Source organism: Streptomyces sp. NBC_01351, assembly GCF_036237315.1.
Taxonomy (GTDB): Bacteria; Actinomycetota; Actinomycetes; order Streptomycetales; family Streptomycetaceae; genus Streptomyces.
Genome location: NZ_CP108356.1, coordinates 16641 through 32830, shown reverse-complemented (window position 1 = coordinate 32830; position 16190 = coordinate 16641). Strand labels below are relative to the sequence as shown.

Annotated in this window: 19 protein-coding genes and 4 pseudogenes; 7 read left to right on the top strand and 16 right to left on the bottom strand. The window is 67.3% G+C overall.

All coding sequences use genetic code 11. The features are described 5' to 3' along the window. Window positions 1-223: 223 nt before the first annotated feature. A complete protein-coding gene (locus OG625_RS00200) occupies window positions 224-2098 on the bottom strand; it encodes a tyrosine-type recombinase/integrase (RefSeq protein ID WP_329375711.1) in 1875 nt (624 codons plus the stop codon). 82 nt (window positions 2099-2180) lie between these two features. On the opposite strand from OG625_RS00200, the gene OG625_RS00195 reads away from it, so the two are divergent. Continuing rightward, complete coding sequence (locus tag OG625_RS00195; protein WP_329375709.1) at window positions 2181-2564, top strand: CPCC family cysteine-rich protein; 384 nt, start codon at window positions 2181-2183, stop codon at window positions 2562-2564. A 5-nt stretch (window positions 2565-2569) separates the two neighbouring features. Here the strand turns inward: OG625_RS00195 and OG625_RS00190 are convergent, their stop codons facing one another. Then, window positions 2570-2974: a hypothetical protein gene (locus OG625_RS00190; RefSeq protein ID WP_329375707.1), complete on the bottom strand. Its 405-nt coding sequence runs from the start codon at window positions 2972-2974 to the stop codon at window positions 2570-2572. A 334-nt stretch (window positions 2975-3308) separates the two neighbouring features. On the opposite strand from OG625_RS00190, the pseudogene OG625_RS00185 reads away from it, so the two are divergent. After that, window positions 3309-3596, top strand: a pseudogene (locus tag OG625_RS00185) (ArsR/SmtB family transcription factor); the annotation flags it as partial. A 223-nt stretch (window positions 3597-3819) separates the two neighbouring features. On the opposite strand, the gene OG625_RS00180 reads toward OG625_RS00185, so the two are convergent. Together OG625_RS00180 and OG625_RS00175 are read right to left on the bottom strand one after the other, a co-directional pair. After that, window positions 3820-4239 (bottom strand): ArsR/SmtB family transcription factor, encoded by a 420-nt coding sequence (locus OG625_RS00180; protein WP_329375705.1) that lies wholly within the window; start codon window positions 4237-4239, stop codon window positions 3820-3822. Window positions 4240-4430: 191 nt separating this feature from the next. After that, the gene (locus tag OG625_RS00175) at window positions 4431-4805 is read right to left on the bottom strand and encodes a hypothetical protein (protein ID WP_329375703.1); all 375 of its coding nucleotides are present in this window, start codon (window positions 4803-4805) and stop codon (window positions 4431-4433) included. A 451-nt stretch (window positions 4806-5256) separates the two neighbouring features. On the opposite strand from OG625_RS00175, the pseudogene OG625_RS00170 reads away from it, so the two are divergent. Both OG625_RS00170 and OG625_RS00165 read left to right on the top strand, forming a co-directional pair. Further along, a pseudogene (locus OG625_RS00170) lies at window positions 5257-6092 on the top strand (IS5 family transposase). Between the two features lie 71 nt (window positions 6093-6163). Continuing rightward, a complete protein-coding gene (locus tag OG625_RS00165) occupies window positions 6164-7354 on the top strand; it encodes an IS110 family transposase (protein WP_329375699.1) in 1191 nt (396 codons plus the stop codon). A 124-nt stretch (window positions 7355-7478) separates the two neighbouring features. On the opposite strand, the gene OG625_RS00160 is transcribed toward OG625_RS00165, so the two are convergent. Next, complete coding sequence (locus tag OG625_RS00160) at window positions 7479-7871, bottom strand: hypothetical protein (protein WP_329375697.1); 393 nt, start codon at window positions 7869-7871, stop codon at window positions 7479-7481. 332 nt (window positions 7872-8203) lie between these two features. Then, window positions 8204-8572, bottom strand: coding sequence for a hypothetical protein (locus tag OG625_RS00155; RefSeq protein WP_329375696.1), 369 nt, complete (start codon window positions 8570-8572; stop codon window positions 8204-8206). Window positions 8573-8821: 249 nt separating this feature from the next. Here OG625_RS00155 and OG625_RS00150 point away from each other — a divergent pair. Further along, window positions 8822-9753: pseudogene (locus tag OG625_RS00150) on the top strand (IS5 family transposase). 120 nt (window positions 9754-9873) lie between these two features. Here the strand turns inward: OG625_RS00150 and OG625_RS00145 are convergent. Further along, window positions 9874-10164: pseudogene (locus OG625_RS00145) on the bottom strand (formylglycine-generating enzyme family protein); the annotation flags it as partial. A 268-nt stretch (window positions 10165-10432) separates the two neighbouring features. Here OG625_RS00145 and OG625_RS00140 point away from each other — a divergent pair. Then, on the top strand, window positions 10433-10660 hold the full coding sequence (locus OG625_RS00140; RefSeq protein WP_329375694.1) for a hypothetical protein: 228 nt from the start codon (window positions 10433-10435) through the stop codon (window positions 10658-10660). A 708-nt stretch (window positions 10661-11368) separates the two neighbouring features. Here OG625_RS00140 and OG625_RS00135 read toward each other — a convergent pair. From OG625_RS00135 to OG625_RS00095, 9 genes are all read right to left on the bottom strand, one after another. Further along, window positions 11369-11857 (bottom strand): C40 family peptidase, encoded by a 489-nt coding sequence (locus tag OG625_RS00135; protein ID WP_329375693.1) that lies wholly within the window; start codon window positions 11855-11857, stop codon window positions 11369-11371. 121 nt (window positions 11858-11978) lie between these two features. Then, window positions 11979-12125, bottom strand: coding sequence for a hypothetical protein (locus OG625_RS00130; RefSeq protein WP_329375692.1), 147 nt, complete (start codon window positions 12123-12125; stop codon window positions 11979-11981). A 505-nt stretch (window positions 12126-12630) separates the two neighbouring features. Next, the gene (locus OG625_RS00125; RefSeq protein ID WP_329375690.1) at window positions 12631-12975 is read right to left on the bottom strand and encodes a hypothetical protein; all 345 of its coding nucleotides are present in this window, start codon (window positions 12973-12975) and stop codon (window positions 12631-12633) included. A 42-nt stretch (window positions 12976-13017) separates the two neighbouring features. Then, complete coding sequence (locus tag OG625_RS00120) at window positions 13018-13308, bottom strand: hypothetical protein (protein ID WP_329375688.1); 291 nt, start codon at window positions 13306-13308, stop codon at window positions 13018-13020. A 23-nt stretch (window positions 13309-13331) separates the two neighbouring features. Beyond that, window positions 13332-13559 carry a hypothetical protein gene (locus OG625_RS00115; protein WP_329375686.1) on the bottom strand — a complete coding sequence of 76 codons (228 nt, stop codon included), beginning with the start codon at window positions 13557-13559 and terminating at the stop codon, window positions 13332-13334. A gap of 23 nt (window positions 13560-13582) precedes the next feature. Continuing rightward, the gene (locus OG625_RS00110) at window positions 13583-13816 is read right to left on the bottom strand and encodes a hypothetical protein (RefSeq protein WP_329375684.1); all 234 of its coding nucleotides are present in this window, start codon (window positions 13814-13816) and stop codon (window positions 13583-13585) included. Beyond that, entirely contained in the window at window positions 13813-13977 is a 165-nt protein-coding gene (locus tag OG625_RS00105) for a hypothetical protein (RefSeq protein WP_329375682.1), read from the bottom strand. The genes OG625_RS00110 and OG625_RS00105 overlap by 4 nt, the downstream gene beginning before the upstream one ends. Next, complete coding sequence (locus tag OG625_RS00100) at window positions 13974-14258, bottom strand: hypothetical protein (RefSeq protein WP_443067651.1); 285 nt, start codon at window positions 14256-14258, stop codon at window positions 13974-13976. The genes OG625_RS00105 and OG625_RS00100 overlap by 4 nt, the downstream gene beginning before the upstream one ends. Window positions 14259-14266: 8 nt before the next feature. After that, window positions 14267-14683, bottom strand: a complete 417-nt coding sequence (locus tag OG625_RS00095) for a transposase domain-containing protein (RefSeq protein WP_329375680.1) — start codon at window positions 14681-14683, stop codon at window positions 14267-14269. A gap of 473 nt (window positions 14684-15156) precedes the next feature. Between OG625_RS00095 and OG625_RS00090 the strand changes: the two genes are divergently transcribed. Next, window positions 15157-16146, top strand: a complete 990-nt coding sequence (locus tag OG625_RS00090; RefSeq protein WP_443067850.1) for a helix-turn-helix domain-containing protein — start codon at window positions 15157-15159, stop codon at window positions 16144-16146. Window positions 16147-16190 lie beyond the last annotated feature (44 nt).

The following is a 16190-nucleotide window of genomic DNA, read 5'->3' as shown; positions in this document are numbered from 1 at the left end:
GTGCTTCCTCGGTACGCTCGGCGAGATTGCGGATGATCTCCACCATCCGGGGCCGCTGCCGGGGCGATACCTGGAGCATGGGGCAGCGCAGGCAAGAATGTTCATGTTGGCAGGGGGTTCCGTAGGGGCGGGCGCAGTCGCCGAGCTCCAGCTTGCGGGTGTGGAAGTGTTCTTGGAACTCGCGCCATTCGTCCGTCGTGGGTTCGCGGTATTCCTCTGCGGGTCATGTCGCTCGTCGCTGGTCGAGGAAGGCCCGGTAGGAGCGGATCAGATCTTCTTGGAAGACGGCCAGGTACGCCTCCGTGGTGCTCGTACTGGTGTGGCCAAGCAAACGGGCGGCGATATGGACGGGCAGTCCGCCGGCGACGGCCTCGGTTGCGAAGATCCTTCGGAAGTCGTGCGGCGTGAAGTGCAGGATCTCGCCCGTCTGGTCGGTGAGGGCGGCTCGGGCCAGGGTGTCGTTGAGTAACTGGTAGAGCGTGTTCGTGCTGATGACGTCGTGTTTCCAGCCGATCCGGCGCTGGAACAGGTGCGGCAGTGGCGGCCCGGTGACCAGCTCGTGGTAGTCGTAGCGCGCGACGAGAGGGATGGCGCTGGCGTTGTCTCCGCGGAGCCTGGTGATCACGGTGGCGAGGACGCTGGCGAGTTTGGGACTGACCAGCAGGAGCCGTTCCTCGTTTCCCTTCGACGGGATGATCTGCAGCAGGGGCACGATCTCACCGGTGTCGGGGAGCTGATAGGACACCAGCGCAAGGTGCGTGATTTCCAGCAGCTCCTCCAGCCGCACTCCGGTGTGTCGGAGCGTCTCGATGATGGCCCAGGACCAGAACGCCTCGTCCTCGTCACGGGTGACGTCGACCTGCTCCGCCGTGCCCAGGTCCTCGATCAGTACCATCTCCGGCCGGTACTGGAAGCGCTTCTTGGTTCGGTCCTCCCGGCGGCTGATGCGGCGATAGTGCTGACCTTCGTAGTCGAAGGTCTCTCCGACGGTGGTGGCCTGGGCCACGGCCAGCAGTCGCTTCTGCGTGCTGTGGTGGGCTTCGGTGCTGTCCACCAGCTCGGGGAGTCGGGGCAGCCGTTCACGCACTCGCTGGTGCATCTTGGCCCGGACCTTCTTCTTGACCTTGGTGAACCCGCCGGTGTCAGCCTTGCGGACCGGACTGGGGACCGCCCAGGCCGCCCAGCTCGGGTCCTCCAGAGCCCACTGCTGGATGTCCAGGTAGAGGGCACGGACTCCGGTCAGCACAGCAGTCCGGGTCCGGCGGGGAACAGGTTCCTTGCCGTCCCGGGTGATGAATCTGATCCGCTCCTTCCACGCCTCGGCGACCTCTGCAGGCACGTCCAGGGTGTCGATACCCGGGTGGTGTTTCTCGATGTCAGCCCAGAAGGCACCCACCAGCCGGCTCGCCAGGCCCTGAAGCGAGGTGTTATCGAGGCTCGGGCGGCGTTCCTCCAGATAGCGGACCAGCAGCTCGCGCACCGGTCGGCACTGGATGTTGTACCTGTCCACCATGGCTGCCGCGGAAAGCCGTCCCCGTGCCACTGTCCGGCGCAAGGGCAGTCCGGCGGGCAGCAGGCCAGCGTCGCGCACAAGGCCCCAGGCCAGGTGGAGTCCTGCGGGCGCCTTGGCGAAGGTTTTCCTGCTCCAGTCGTAGTAGGCGAGCATATCCTCGGCGGTGAGCCGGTCGAGATCGCGGCCAGTCTGGAAGGCGACCTTCACCAGGCTGTTCTCGGCCGTGCTCAGCTGGCTGGGGCTCATCCCCCGGGCCAGGGGGGCCTGGCGGACCTTGGCGAACACCTCGGCGCCGAAGTCCTGCTTGGCATGACGGTAGAGCCCCGAGGTCCGGTAGCCCTGCAGGAACTCGTAGCTCGGCCGCACCACCCTGGCAAGGAGCAGGTAGCCCAGGCCCTCCGTCGTCACTGCCCGTCGAGGCGCTTTGACGGACCCGTGCTCGGCCGTGACGAGGTCGATCCGGACGTCGACATCGAAGTCGTAATGCCCGGCGAAGGCGACTGCCTCCGGATGCAGAGGAACGGCCTCACCAGGGGCGACATGCCGACGGACCACGGTCTTGGTCCGGTCGTAGACGATCGACATCGGGACACCTCTAATATGCGGGTCTCGCTGTCAACCCTGGAAAGCCGTGGAACCTCACGGTGCCGTGCGACAGGATGAGGTCGTGACCTTGAAATATCCCTGCGTTTGCTGCGGCCATCTGACCATGGCTGGGCCGCCGAGCTCGTATGGCATCTGCCCAGTCTGCTTCTGGGAGGATGACGCCCAGCAACTGCGCTGGCCGGACTACGCGGTGCCGCCCAACGGGATCTCATTGGTTGTGGCCCAGAAGAATTACCAAGCCTTCGGATCATGCGACGAGCGGTCCATGAAACAGGTACGCCCGGCCAAGGACGACGAGCCGCTGGACCAGGGCTGGCGGCCGATTGATCCGAAGCGCGACCACTTCGAGCCTCAGACCGTTGAACTGGCTCTGTGGCCCAAGGACCGTACGGTCCTGTACTGGTGGCGCCACAGCGAAACCGGATTCTGGCGTTGCAGCAGCTGAGCTGGTCAGCTGGCTTGCTCGTCCAGGCGGGTCAGTAGCCCGTCGAAGATCTGCTCGCGCGCGACCTGGCCCTTGGCCGCCGCGTCGTCCCGCTGGCGTTCGAGGGTCAGGCGAAACTCGATCGTGGTGACGAAGAACGTGCACGACTCGCAGATCGACTCGAAGTGGCAGTCCATCTCGACCGGGCGAGCACAGTATCCGTTGCCGAGCATCCGACGGTGCATTTCCCGGCGGAGCTTGCCCATCTCCGAACCCTCAGCTTGCCGTTTAACGTCTGGTGGCCAGCGCCAGCAGCCGAGATACCCGTGCAACCGGCACTGCCAATCGGCAGCGAGTACTAGGTCATGGACCATGAAGTGGAGTTGCACGTCGTCCATGGACTCTGCCCACAGCCCCTCTGCGTCGAGCACGGAGGCCGCGACCATTCGTGCCTCGGCTACGAGTTCGGGGTGGGAGTTGAAGCCTGGCCAGGCAAGGATGGGGTAGTCGTTCCCCGATCCTACGAATGACCGCCTCAGACCCAGGTCTGGAAGGTAGGACAAGCTCAGGCGCGGTGAAACAGGTCGCCGGTGTCCATCCGGTGCAGCCCCCGGGCGACAGGCCCTGCCGACGGGGCACTTCACGGCCTTCGGCGACTTCCTCACGCAGGTGATCGCCCACGGCCTCGGCCTCGTTCTTCTGGCTGACCCGCGATCCCGGGGAAGTAGGCCGCCGGGTGTCACCACCCGGCCCAGGCATCGCGGCATCGGTGTCTTGGCCGGCCACCCGGCCCGCATCCGCGTCCTTGAACTCCTGGCCGAACGCGAACAGGCCGTCGCCGAGCTGCTCGGCGAGGTTGGCATCGACCCCGCGTCCCTGTCCCAGCAGCTCGCCGTGCTCCGCAAGGCCAACCTCGTCGCCACCCGCCGCGCGGGCTCCAACGTCTACTACCGGCTCACCAGCCCCGACGTCGTCGAACTCCTGCGCGTCGCCCGCGGCATCCTCTCCGGCCTCCTCCAGGGCCAGGCCGACCTCCTGGCCGACCTGCGCGCCACCAGCCGCAAAAGGCCGGACCTGGCGCGCCTCCAGCGGCGGCCGTCTCCCGTAGTACGGGTTTCACCCGGCGCTTCTGACACCGGAGACGGCCGCTTCCCTCTCTTCCTCGCCCCCGCGTTACAGGCTCGTGGCCAGCAGGCGCCGACCCGTCACCGGGCACGGCCCCACCTGGTCCGCACCCGAGCCGCCTGTACAGCAGTAGCGGCAGTGAACAGCACGATCATGGGCGCGCGGCCGGTGACCCCTCGTCATTCCGGCTGCCCGGCACGGTCCGGGCCGTCACCGGGCGGCCTGAGCCGTCCTGGGCCGCGGTGTCTGTGTGCCGGAGTTCAGCGAGCAGCTCGCTCTGTCCGGCCAGCAGCTCGGTGAGGATGCGCCGTGCGGCCCGCAAAAGCTCCGCCACGTCGCCACCGGCCAGGGCGTAGCTGACGGTGGAGCCGTCGCGGATGGAGACCACGATGCCGGACCGGCGTAGGACCGCGAGCTGCTGGGAGAGGTTGGACGGTTCTATATCGATCTCGCTGAGCAGCTCGCGTACCGGTACGGGCCCGTATTGAAGCAGTTCCAGGACCCGGATCCGGGCGGGGTGCCCGAGCATGCGGAAGAACTCTGCCTTGGCCTGGTACAGCGGCACCTGCATGCGACAACACTCCTGCCCGGATCGACCATTGTTCCAGCGGTAGCCCTTGCCTGTCGGGGCCTTGCCGCCCAGCCTCGGCCATCCTCCCGCCTCCTGGCCCCGGCCTGCCTCATCGCTGATCACATTCGGATGTGCCGAATTGAAGACTCTTTCAATTCGTGGGCAGGCGGAGCCGGGAAACGGTGGGACGGTTACACCTCCAGTTCCGCCTCGATGCGCTTGAGCTGGTGCCTGGCCATGGCCAGGTTGGCCCTGCCCTTGTCCAGGACGATGTACAGGAACAGCCCGTTGCTCCCACGGCCATTGAGCAGCCGGATGAGGTGGTACTGGCTGCCGAGGGTGATCAGTATGTCCTCGATGCCGTCCTTGATGTCCAGCATCTCCATCGTGCGGACCTTCGCACGGATCACATCGGTGTTGCCCGCAGCGGCTACCGTCAGATCGAGGTCTTTGCCGCCGCCCAGCGTCCCAAGGGCCATGCCGCTCGTGTAGTCGACCAGCGCGGCCCCCAACGCCCCCTCGATCGAGGTCATCGCCTCCTTCAGAGACGTCTCGACACCCATCATCAGCACTCGCTCCTCTTGGCACTCGACGGCCCGGCCGGCGTCACATCTCCGGCCGGTGGTGAGCGCAGACGCTACCCACATGCCACCAGGGGGGCGGCAAAAGCGGGGAACTCGGCGGAAATTGATCCCCTTGCCCTAGGATTCGCCCCGCCCAGGTGGCGGCCCGGCCGCTCTCGGACAGGGCACGGCCCGCAGGCCCGCCCGCCGCGACCGGAGCCGCACCGCAATCACTCGGTCCTACTTTGTTGGTGGGTCGGACGGGCTGTCGTAAGGTCCAGAGGCCCAGAGACACCAGGTATGGCTTTCACTCGGTTGCCCTCGATGGTTCCCTGTCACCTGGCCGCCCGGTGTCTCACGACGACTCGGCCGCTGATTAGGAGCTGCGGGCACCTGCGGGTGTATCGCTAAGAGGTCCTAACAGAAGCAGTCGATCATGTGACTTTCGGTTCGGATGGTCGTTGGTCTGGCCGTGGGGAAACGTCAGTCGCGGCCATGGATCGTGTCGGATGAACTGTGGTCGCTCATCGAGCCGTTGCTGCCTGAGCCGGCGCCGAAGCAGGTGGAGGGACGCCCTCGGGTGCCGGACCGGCAGGCACTCTGCGGGATCCTGTTCGTGCTGCATACCGGGATCCAGTGGGAGTACCTGCCGCAGGAGCTGGGCTTCGGATCAGGCATGACCTGCTGGCGGCGTCTGGCCGCGTGGAACGATGCCGGCGTGTGGGACCAACTGCACTTGGTGCTGCTGAAGAAGCTGCGGGTCGCAAAGAAGCTGGACTGGTCTCGGGCGGTGATCGACTCCTCCCACGTCAGGGCCGCTCGGCGGGGCCCCAAAGCGGTCCCAGCCCGGTCGACCGAGCACGTCCGGGCAGCAAGCACCACCTCATCGTTGACGGCCAGGGCATCCCACTCGCCGTCTCGCTGACCGGCGGCAATCGCAACGACATCACGCAGCTGATGCCCCTGCTGAAGAAGATCCCGTCTGTCGCCGGCCTGGTCGGACGGCCACGCAACCGACCCGACAGCCTGCTCGGCGACCGCGGCTACGACCACGACAAATACCGCCGTCTCGTCTGGGCACTGGGCATCAAACCGGTGATCGCCCGCCGCGGCGTCCCGCACGGCTCCGGCCTCGGCGTCCACCGGTGGGTCGTGGAGCGGACCATCGCATGGCTCCACGGCTTCCGCCGATTACGGATCCGATGGGAACGACGCGACGACATCCACGAAGCCTTCCTCGGACTCGCCACCTGCCTCATCACCCACCGACACGTCCAACGGCTTTGTTAGGACCTCTAAGTAGGACCACGCTGGCGAGGTCGTTCGGGAGAACAGCGCACACCGACGAACCGGAGGAGCCAGTGCCCCAGATCTGGGCGGGCGTGGACATCGGCAAGACCCACCACCACTGCGTGGTCCTGGACGCCGAAGGAACGAAGCGGCTCTCGCGCCGGGTCCTGAACGACGAGCCGGAACTTCTGACACTCCTCGCCGACGTACTGGCCCTGGACGAGGATGTGCTCTGGGCGGTCGACGTCGCCGACGGCATGGCCGCCCTATGGATCAACGCGCTGCTCAATCACGGCCAGCACCTGGTTTACATACCGGGCCTGGCGGTCAACCGGGCCTCGGCCGGCTATCGAGGCATGGGCAAGACAGACGCCAAGGACGCGACCGTCATCGCCGACCAGGCCCGGATGCGCCGGGACCTGACCGTGCTACGGCCGGATGACGAGCACGCCATCGAGTTGCGAATCCTCACCAACCGCCGTGCCGACCTGACTGCTGATCGCACCCGCAGGATCAACCGACTTCGCGGTCAACTCACAGGTATTTTCCCTGCCTTGGAACGGGCACTGGACCTGAGCAACAACGGTCCACTGATCCTGCTGAGCGGCTACCAGACCCCTGCTGCCCTGCGTCGCACCGGCCGTAAACGGCTGGAAACGTGGCTGCGTAACCGCAAGGTCCGCAGCCCCGAAGCCCTCGCCGCGGTCGCCATGGAAGCTGCCGGGCGACAGCACACCGCCGTCCCGGGGGAGAAGATCATCGCGCAGGTGATCCATACCTTGGCCAAGGAGGTGATGGACCTTAACGAGCAGATCATCGAGATCGACAAGCTAATTGCGGCCCGGTTTCGTGAGCACAAGCTCGCCGAAGTGATCGAGAGCATGCCCGGCATTGGCCCGCTGATGGGAGCCGAGTTCCTCGCCGCCACCGCCGGCGATATGAGCCGCTATGGCACAGCCGACCGCCTGGCCAGCCTCGCCGGCGTCGCGCCGGTGCCTCGGGACTCCGGCAACGTCAGCGGTAACCTCTACCGCCCCAGGCGCTACCACCGCGGCCTGCAACGCGTGTTCTACACCTCCGCGCTCATCAGCATCCGCAACTGCGACGTCTCGCGGCGCTTCTACGAACGCAAACGCGCCGAAGGCAAGCGACACACGCAGGCAGTCCTCGCCCTTGCCCGACGGCGCGTCAACGTTCTGTGGGCCCTACTCCGTGATGGACGGTGCTACGAGCATGGACTCTCCGCTGTATCTGCGGCTTGACAGCGTCATTAGGAGGTGACATAGGCAACCCACCTCGCATCTCGAACAAAGCCCGCCGCTATGCCGGCGGACACGATCAAGACTTCCGGCACCCTCCGATCCCGCCCAGGGGCGGCCGTGTTGATCAAATAGCGGAAGAAGACGAGGTCAGGACCCTGCCGCCTATCGCCCTCCCGGCGAACTCCCACCGCGACACCATGAGCATGTGCGGCCACTTCGTCGCGGCCGCCCGATGTGCGGCCGCGACCACCGAGACCGCGTCGGCGAGCGTCGACGGCGCCGCATCCGGCATCACCGGGTCGTCCGCAAGCGCGACCAGAGCGACGGTGAAGTGCCGGCGAACTGCCTCCGCCCGCCCGGCGAACGCCCGCAGCCACCCACGGACCGTGCCCTCGGCCAAGCCCAGACGGGCGGCGACCTGGCGGTGCCCCATGCCCAGAGCGGCTATCTCCAGCCGGGCCCCGATCACCACGGCCGCATCCACCCGCCGCGGCCAGAACACCTCCGCCAGCAGCACGTGCGTGACCCTGCAACCCGAACACCGCGTACGGCGCGGCCGCAGAAACAACCGGGCCCCAAGATCACCCCGGATCGACCGCGGCCGGCCATGACCCCACGGCGCCAGAACGCCCCACAGGCCGGACAAGTCAGCTGGCCTTCTCTCAGCTGACGTTCCACCAGCAGGACGTCGTTGTCGACGATCAGCACCCGACAGCCTCCGCAGACCGCGATGTGCTCCCGCTCCGAGCACGACGAAGTACCGCCAGCCTGCCCAAACCCCAAAGAATCATGTTGCTCAAGGCGTCGTTGGTCTTGGACGTGAAATGGTCAGAACCCGTGGGCTTTCAGTCACCCTGCTTCCGGCTTCGCGACGTAGAGCAGAGCGTGGCGGCGCCCGGGCCACGTAGCGTCCGTCCGACCAACATGAATCTCGGCGGCGATCTCCGAATGTTGTTCAGGTCCGCCGCCGAGGAACACGCTGAGCTCGAAAATGATGTCGTCAAGGTCTTCTTCCACCTCAGCAGTACGTTCGATGATGGCGAAGTGGAGGACGATCGCGTTCGGTCGAGGCTCTACCGCGATACCGTGAAGATGTGGCCCGACGAGTCCCAGCGCCGCTTGACCTGTCTGATTGAGCAGATAGTTCCTCCGCAGCAGGACGCGCTCTTCGGCCGCCGTGATGTGCGGGTTGTAGTACTGCCGGGCGGGGTGATCCATGCCCGTAAAGTACCGACGTCGACGGCACGGCCTTACGTCGAGGCCTTCTGAGCAAACGACGGCACCATGGCTCGCTCGTGTTCACCGTGTCGTCGCGCACGAAGGGACAGTCCGATCCCGGACACAACTACATCCCGTGTGCAACGGGAGTGTCGCCGACACCCCGCCTCATCACCACGCTGACAGTCGCCTAGGCACTGTTTCTCGGATCTCCTGACGGGAGTGGGGTGTTGGGGTCAGGCTGTCCGTATGGGGCGTGGGGATCTGACGAACGCAGAGTGGGACCGGCTGGAGTCGTTCTTGCCTCCTGGCGGTGCCCGTGGGGGCCGGTGGAGTGATCACCGCCGGGTGATCAACGGGGTGCTCTACCGGGTCCGGACGGGCGTGCAGTGGAGGGATCTGCCGGAGCGGTTCGGGCCGTGGGAGACGGTCTATAAACGTCATCGCCGCTGGTCAGCTGATGGAACGTGGACGATGTTGTTGTCTCGGATCCAGGCGGCCGAGGACGCCGCGGGCCGGATCGACTGGGACGTGTCGGTGGACTCGACAGCAGTGCGGGCCCACCAGCACGCCGCCGGCGCGAGGAAGACACCGGCGGCCGCCGATCCTCAAAAGGGGAACGTTCGGGGGACGAATCAGGTCGATCCGGTGTTGCGGAAACTGGTGATCCGACTCGGGGAAGTGGTCAGATCGGCGAGTGTCTGGGACGCTCCCGCGGCGGATTCACCACCAAGATCCACCTCGCCGCGGACGGGCGATGCCGGCCTCTCGCCCTCGTCCTGACACCGGGGCACTACGGTGACGGGCCCCAGTTCGAGCGGGTGATGGAGCAGGTCTCCGTACCCCGTACCGGAGTCGGCCGGCCCCGCACTCGACCGGACTACGTCCTGGCGGACAAGGCCTACACATCGCGGAAGAACCGCCGCTACCTGCGACGACGCGGAATCCGGCACACCATCCCCGAACGTCTCGACCAGCAAAGACACCGCAAGAACCGCGGGTCTCGAGGCGGCCGGCCCACCGGCTTCGACAGCGAGCGATACAAAAAACGCAACACCGTCGAACGAGCCATCAACCGGCTCAAGGGTTTCCGCGCCGTCGCCACCCGATACGAGAAACGCGCCTACATCTACCTCGGCACCGTCACCCTCGCAGCCCTCATCATCTGGCTCCGCACATGATCCAAGAAACAGTGCCTAGTGGCGAACGTGCCGGGCAGCAGTACCGTCAGGGACCCAGCGGCACCGCCGCCCGGGTGATAACGCAGTGTCACTGCACCGGATATGTGCTTACGGCGAGCCGCTCGCCGCCTCCCAGGCGACCCCGATGACCGGGTGGTCCGTCGGCGCCTGTGGGGCCGGGCGGCCGGTGGCCGCCGCGAAGAGGGCCCACTGGCCGACCGTGACCGGGGTGCGGGCGATCCGGAACGCCGGGACGTGGATCTCCGCGCGCGGGGCTTCCTTCATGTACCACTCCACCGGCACCCCGGTGCCCGCATAGCGGCGGGCCACTCCCGCCACCTCGTCGACCGGCGTACCCCGACGCAGCAACCCGGCCGGTACCTCGACCCAGTTCACCTGCTCCATCCGCATGGCTCCTCCTCGGCTCGAACGGAACAACCCTCATGATCGCCTCCATGGTCGGAGCCGGCATCGGCCGATGGCCCCATCTCTACAGCGACCTTGGAACCAGGACATCGGGCCACGGACCGGCCGTGCTCCGGCATGGGGAGCGGTGCACGTTCGCGTGTACCAGGCTGAGCACTTACTTTCATGTGTACGCCGACACCTGCCAGCACTCGAAGGAAGGAGCGTTGACCGCGCGGTAGGGGGATCAGCGCGGGTCGGTACGGTCCCCGGCATGCGCGATCGTTTTCACATCACCGTCCGATTCCGGGCCGGAGGCCCGGCAGTCGAGGGTCAGTGGGAGGACGAGGCCGCAGCGTTGCGCAAGTTCCGCTCGTGGGTGGGCAGGCGCGGCAGCACCGACGGCGTGGTCATCACCCTGTGGCGGGAGACGGAGGGCGCGCGTACGGACATGCGGACATGGATGCCGCGTACCGGGGAAACCGTGCATCGCCAGCAGTAACGCGCCTCTTGCCCACCGGTACCTGCGCCGCTATTCCGGAATTGACTCCGGACGCTCGCGGAATCTGGTCGGTAAATGTGGCGCACCACTGACCGCGCCACTATGCGGGGGGATACCGGCAAAATATGTCGATGACACAGTGGATTCAATTCTGTGGGATGCTGGGTGCGCGGTCTTTGCGCCGCCCAGATGTGAGACGGGGCCCGCAGCGCTGCGAACGCCGAAGGCCCCGGCCGCGCTCTACGCGGGGTTCCGGACCTGCTCAGTACCAAGGAGCAGGTCCGGCTCACAGGTTGAGGATGAACTCCCTGAACGTGCGAGTCACGTAGTAGCCAGCTGTCGACACCGGGGCCAGCCACTGGCGGATGCGGCGGAACCTACGCCGTTTCCTCCTGCATGCTGCGCACGATGTCGCCGTCTCGTCGGGCGTGTCCACCAGCACCTCCGTCCGTTCCTTCCGGAACCTCCCGGGGGGAGATTTCCGGCTGAGTGCGCGGACGGGGAGTTTTGCGAACCACCCAGGGAAAACAACAGCCCCTTCTCGTGGGTCATTTCGGCGCTGCCGAAGAGGACGCTGCCCTTCCGGCGCTAATTGGGCACATGCCTAACAAGAAACCCTAGAGGATGATCATGCTTTGAATCGGGGTGAAGTGGCCCTTTATGGGAATTATCGGGGCACCTCGGATTTTGCAAAAGATCTCCTTGTGGTCACGCCCGGGTCGCGCCGCGGTAGTCGCCTGCGGGCATGGCGGAGTCGAGCGGGACGACCTCGACCTGGCGGCCTGTGCGGGGTGCGTGGAGGACTTGGCCGGAGCCCGCGTAGAGGCCGACGTGGTAGATGAACCCATCCCGGCGGACCCAGAAGAGCAGGTCGCCCGGACGGAGTTCACCGCGGGAGACGGGCCGGTGTGCCGTGGCCTGGTACTGCGCGGCGGCGGTGCGGGGGAGTTGGGTGTGGGGCCAGTAGGCGTACTGGACCAAGCTGCTGCAGTCGAACCCGACGGTGGAGGAGACCGCGCACCGGCCGCGGAGGAAGCCGTTGCCGTCGTCGCAGAAGCCCCGGCCGGGCCCGGCCGGTCCGCCGCCTCCGTAGGCGTACGGGGTGCCGATCCGAGCGGCCGCCCGCCGCAGTGCCTGTGAGCCGGCGCCGCCGACGTTCAGCAGGGGCGCGCCCTTGTAGTCCTTCATCAGGTTCATGATGTTGATGACGTACCAGTAGGTCTGGCCCTTGGTGAAGGACTTGGGCGGGACGCCGCCGTAGTCGAGGACGGCGCCCCAGCCGGCGTTGTAGCCCGCGAGCGCGAGGCGGCGGACGTCGTCACCGAGGCCGGCCGGACTCCTTGGCGTCTTGGAGCAGGGACCACATGTAGCGGCCCTGGGCGATCACGGCGTCGCCGACGTCGAACGGATCGGCGCGCCCGTTGCCGTCGGCGTCGTTTCGGTACTTCGCCCACGTCCCGTCCACGAACTGCTGGCGTCGGCCGGCATCGATGGCACGGTGCGCAGATGCGTTGCGTACTGAGCGCAGACAGGCCGCGGATGGACGGGAGTTGGCCGACACCTCGCTATCCCGGCGGCCCGCCGACCGCCAACTATGGGCGTGTACACATCACCGTGGAGCGGGGGGCTTCGTGGCGGGTATACAGCCGCGTACACAGACGGTCAGCGTCCGCGCGCGAGACGGTTTCGAGTCGTGGGCAGGCATGGTCGGCGACCTCGTGATGCCGGTCTCCATCACCAGCCCGCACGTCGAGCAGTTCCGCGGCAGGGCGACGACGCTCGACCTCACCCACACCGACCTGTCCGGGTTCGCCTCCTCACCGACGTCCGCCTGGCGCGGTGCGGGGCACATCCGGCGCGCGGACCCGGAGAACTACTTCCTCTTCCTCGTCCACGGCAGCCCGGTCGGCCTGGAGCAGAACCGCAGCAACGCCCTGCTCCGCGCAGGTGACATGACGCTCTTCGACTCCTCACACCCATTGAACTGCGAGTTCCTCGACGAGGGCCGGCTCTCCCGGGTCTCCCTGTTTCGGGTGCCCCGGAGCACCCTGCCTCTGCCCCAGGACCACGCCGACCGGCTCCTCGGCACCCGGCTCGCCACCGGCACCGCCTCGGGCACGCTGCTCGCCTCGTACCTGACCGGGCTGCGCACCCATGCCGAGCGCTCCGACTCCACCGAGCTGTCCCGCCTCGGCTCCGTTGGCCTCGATCTGTGCGCCGCCTATCTCGCTGTGCAGTCCGGCGGCCCCGGCGCTCTGCCAGCCGAGACCCGCCGCCAGGCCCTGCTGGCCCGGATCCGGGCCTTCGTCGACCACAACCTGCCCGACCCGCGGCTCGGCCCGGACACCATCGCCTGTTCACTCCGACGCGGCAGCCCTCCACCTATCTGCCCGAATGGCATGTTTATCGGTCTGGCGTTCCTGGCCGGCATGGCACTGATCAAGTACCCAGCTCTGGTTCCCCCCGGCCCTGCGTGCGCTCGCCAACACTGCGGCCTGTTCGTCGCGGTCGCGCAGCATGCGCATGACGGTCGCAGGGGCCGGGTGCTGGCCGCGCTTCTTGCCGGTGCGGATGACCAGGTGAGAAGCGATCTCGCGGCATCGTGCCAGGTGCGGCCGGGCGGTGCTGGTGTCGACGCGGACGGGCATGGTCCGGCTTCTGGTCGTGCTGGTCAGCGGTACAGGTCCTCGTTGAGCCGGCGGTGCAGCAGCAGGAGGGCTTCGGTGTCGCCGACATCGGCCAACTGGTGCAGCAGGGTACGGATTGCTGGGTCGTCGCCAGCGCGCACGGCCTCCACGATGCGCTCGATCAGCCGGGAAGCCTCGCAGGGTGCGGGTGCCGGACCGGGCGGGGCAACCATGGCCGTCCGGTCCGGCAGCAGCAGGGGGTGTAGCCCCAAGGGGGCTGGTGGGCGTCACCGGTTCAACGCTCCTGCTCGGGCTCGGTCACCCTGTGGGCGGCCAGGGCAGCCGCGGCGATCTGCGGTTCGATCGGGACGCCGAACTCGTACAGGCCGATCTCCAGTACGTCGTCCGTGGTCGCCTCCGAGGTCCGCTTGAGGGCGAGCGAGGCGGCGCCGCGGGCCAGGGCCTGCTCGCGGCCCGGGGCATCAGGATCTCGGAGTGCGGACAGCACGGTCCGCCACAGGTTGGTCATCGCTCCGTACCTTCTTCTCCGGGTTCGGCGTGCTCCTGGTCCAGCTCGTCGGCGCCGTCCTCGATGTCGCCGCCGTACGGCCCGAAGGGTCCACTCTCGCCAGCGGTGCCGGCGCCCTGGACGAGGGCGGCCCCCTTCATGCGGTGCGGGTGCGGGATCACCGGACGCTGCCTTCGAGCTGGCCGGGGATGCGGGACGTCCGCAGTTCCTTGAGGCCGGGGATGTGGTTGTAGAGCGTGCCCACCGAGACGCCGAGCAGGGCCACGATGGTCTCGATGCTGTTCTCCGGGTTGGGCAGCATGTCGCGGGCGGCGCGCAGCAGCTTGTCGTTGACTACGGTGGGCCGGCCGCCAACCCGGCCGCGGGCCCGCGCGGCGGCCAGGCCCTCGTTGGTGCCCTGCACGATCAGCTCCCGGATGAACTCCGCGAGCGCGGCGAACACGTGGAAGATCAGACGGCGGCCTGCAGCGTCGTCCCGTCGACAGCCATCAGCCGCAAGCCCCGCCAGAGCGCCCTGGGCGTCCGCTCGTCCGCCACCGCTGCCCCGGCATGAAGCAGCAGCTCACGCAGCACCTCCACCCCGAGGTTCTGGCGAGCACGGAAGACTGCCGCTTTGTCCGGCACCCGCCAGGCACCCCACCCGTCCTCACGCCGCACCGCCTCGGCCAGCGTCCGAAGAACCTCTCGGTACGGCTCGCCGGAGAACAACGCTCGCGCGAGCACGAAGTACACCATCAACCTCGGCGGCAGCAGCCGAATCCGCACTTCACGGGTCCGGAACTTCGCCAACGCCGCGTCCACCAGCTCCGGCGGATATACCTCCGTCAGGTCCCCCAACCCGATCCGGTCCACCAACCGAGCGGTCATCAGACACCACCCCCTGGTATCTGTTGAACCGCCAAATCACCCCAAAGTCAACGGCATTGACGATAAACGACAAGCTGAGTGCTGCCGTCCCAGTCCGGTTTGAGGGTCACGCCAGGCCGTCAGGCCTCGGGGGATGATGTTGTGGGCGCCGATCCGGCGCCACACGATAGGCTGGGCCCCGCAGCGCAGCTCCCGGGGCCGTACGACCACGTCGCGCGCCCGTCCGGCGCCCAGGCGCGTTCGTACACGCCGGGAGCGACCCGCGCGCCCTTCACACGCAAGCCCGGCCGGAAGGGCCGGCCGGTGCGGAGGTCAGGCGCGAAGGACTCCAGGACGACGCGGCGGAAGCGCCGGCGCTGGGCGGGGGTGAGGCGCTGAAGCCCAGCGCCACGCGGGAGATCGAACCATGTACCGGCAGAGATCCCGTCGCTGCATCCTTGGTTCCCGCTGAGACTTCAAACTGGGGGGCGTGGATGTGGTCAGTAGTGTCGTCGGGCGGGGTGCCCGCGAGGGAACGCTTCGAGTGGTTCTCCGATCTGATTTCGCGTGAGGTGATGCCCTCTGTGCTCAGCAGCGAGCGGCCCGCCGACTTCCAGGCCGAGGCTGCCGCACTGGACCTGGGAGAACTCCGTCTGGCGCGGTTCGCCTTTTCGCCCCTGCGTTCACGGCGCACAGCCGCGATGATCCGGCGCGGCGACCCCGAGCAGTATCAGCTGGCGCTGATGAGGCAGGGCGTCACGTCGTTGTCCCAGCACAGGAACGAGTGCACTGCCGGAACCAATGACTTCCTGGTGTGGGACACCTCGCGGCCCCAAGAGGCTGAGCTGACCGGTGGTGGCCCAGTACAGGTGGTCGTCCTCCAAATCCCCAGGGACGTTCTGCCGTTGCGCAGCCAACGCCTCGACCAACTGCTCGCCCGCCGCATACAGGGCGGTCGCGGCATGGCAGCAATCCTGGCCTCCTTCCTGACGGCCCTGGAAGACCACGGCCCCCAGTGCACACCAGAGGAGCTGCGTCATCTCGGCACGGTCGCCCTCGACCTTGCAGCCGCTTGCCTGGCCCAGCACCTGGACTCTGAGGAGCATCTTCCCGCCGAAGTCCGCGCACAGGCCCTGTTGCAGCGGATCTACGGCTTCATCGAGCACAACCTCGGCGACCCGGAGCTGACCCCTTCCACCATCGCCGCCCGCCACAACATCTCGGTGCGTAGTCTCCACCAGCTCTTCAAAGGCCACGAGGAGAGCGTCCACGTCCGGATCCGTCGGCGCCGCCTGGAGCAGTGCCGCTCCGACCTCGGCCGCCCCGATCTCGGTGCCCACCCGGTGCACACCATCGCCGCCCGCTGGGGCTTCAGCGGCCCGGTGGTCTTCAGCCGCTCGTTCCGCGAGGCGTACGGAATCAGCCCCACCGAGTTCCGCGCGCTGAGCGTTAAGGGATCCCGCGCTGACGGTTCAGCGCTGTGATCAACTCCTGCCTAGATTCGGTGACGTCCTAACAACCTTGCCGA

Coding starts and splice junctions, on each gene's coding strand:
- OG625_RS00200 (WP_329375711.1), bottom strand. CDS start 2,098: ATGTCGATCGTCTACGACCGGACCAAGACCGTGGTCCGTCGGCATGTC.
- OG625_RS00180 (WP_329375705.1), bottom strand. CDS start 4,239: ATGCAGGTGCCGCTGTACCAGGCCAAGGCAGAGTTCTTCCGCATGCTC.
- OG625_RS00175 (WP_329375703.1), bottom strand. CDS start 4,805: ATGATGGGTGTCGAGACGTCTCTGAAGGAGGCGATGACCTCGATCGAG.
- OG625_RS00155 (WP_329375696.1), bottom strand. CDS start 8,572: ATGGATCACCCCGCCCGGCAGTACTACAACCCGCACATCACGGCGGCC.
- OG625_RS00140 (WP_329375694.1), top strand. CDS start 10,433: ATGCGCGATCGTTTTCACATCACCGTCCGATTCCGGGCCGGAGGCCCG.
- OG625_RS00135 (WP_329375693.1), bottom strand. CDS start 11,857: ATGAACCTGATGAAGGACTACAAGGGCGCGCCCCTGCTGAACGTCGGC.
- OG625_RS00120 (WP_329375688.1), bottom strand. CDS start 13,308: ATGCCCGTCCGCGTCGACACCAGCACCGCCCGGCCGCACCTGGCACGA.
- OG625_RS00110 (WP_329375684.1), bottom strand. CDS start 13,816: ATGACCAACCTGTGGCGGACCGTGCTGTCCGCACTCCGAGATCCTGAT.
- OG625_RS00095 (WP_329375680.1), bottom strand. CDS start 14,683: ATGACCGCTCGGTTGGTGGACCGGATCGGGTTGGGGGACCTGACGGAG.
- OG625_RS00090 (WP_443067850.1), top strand. CDS start 15,157: ATGTGGTCAGTAGTGTCGTCGGGCGGGGTGCCCGCGAGGGAACGCTTC.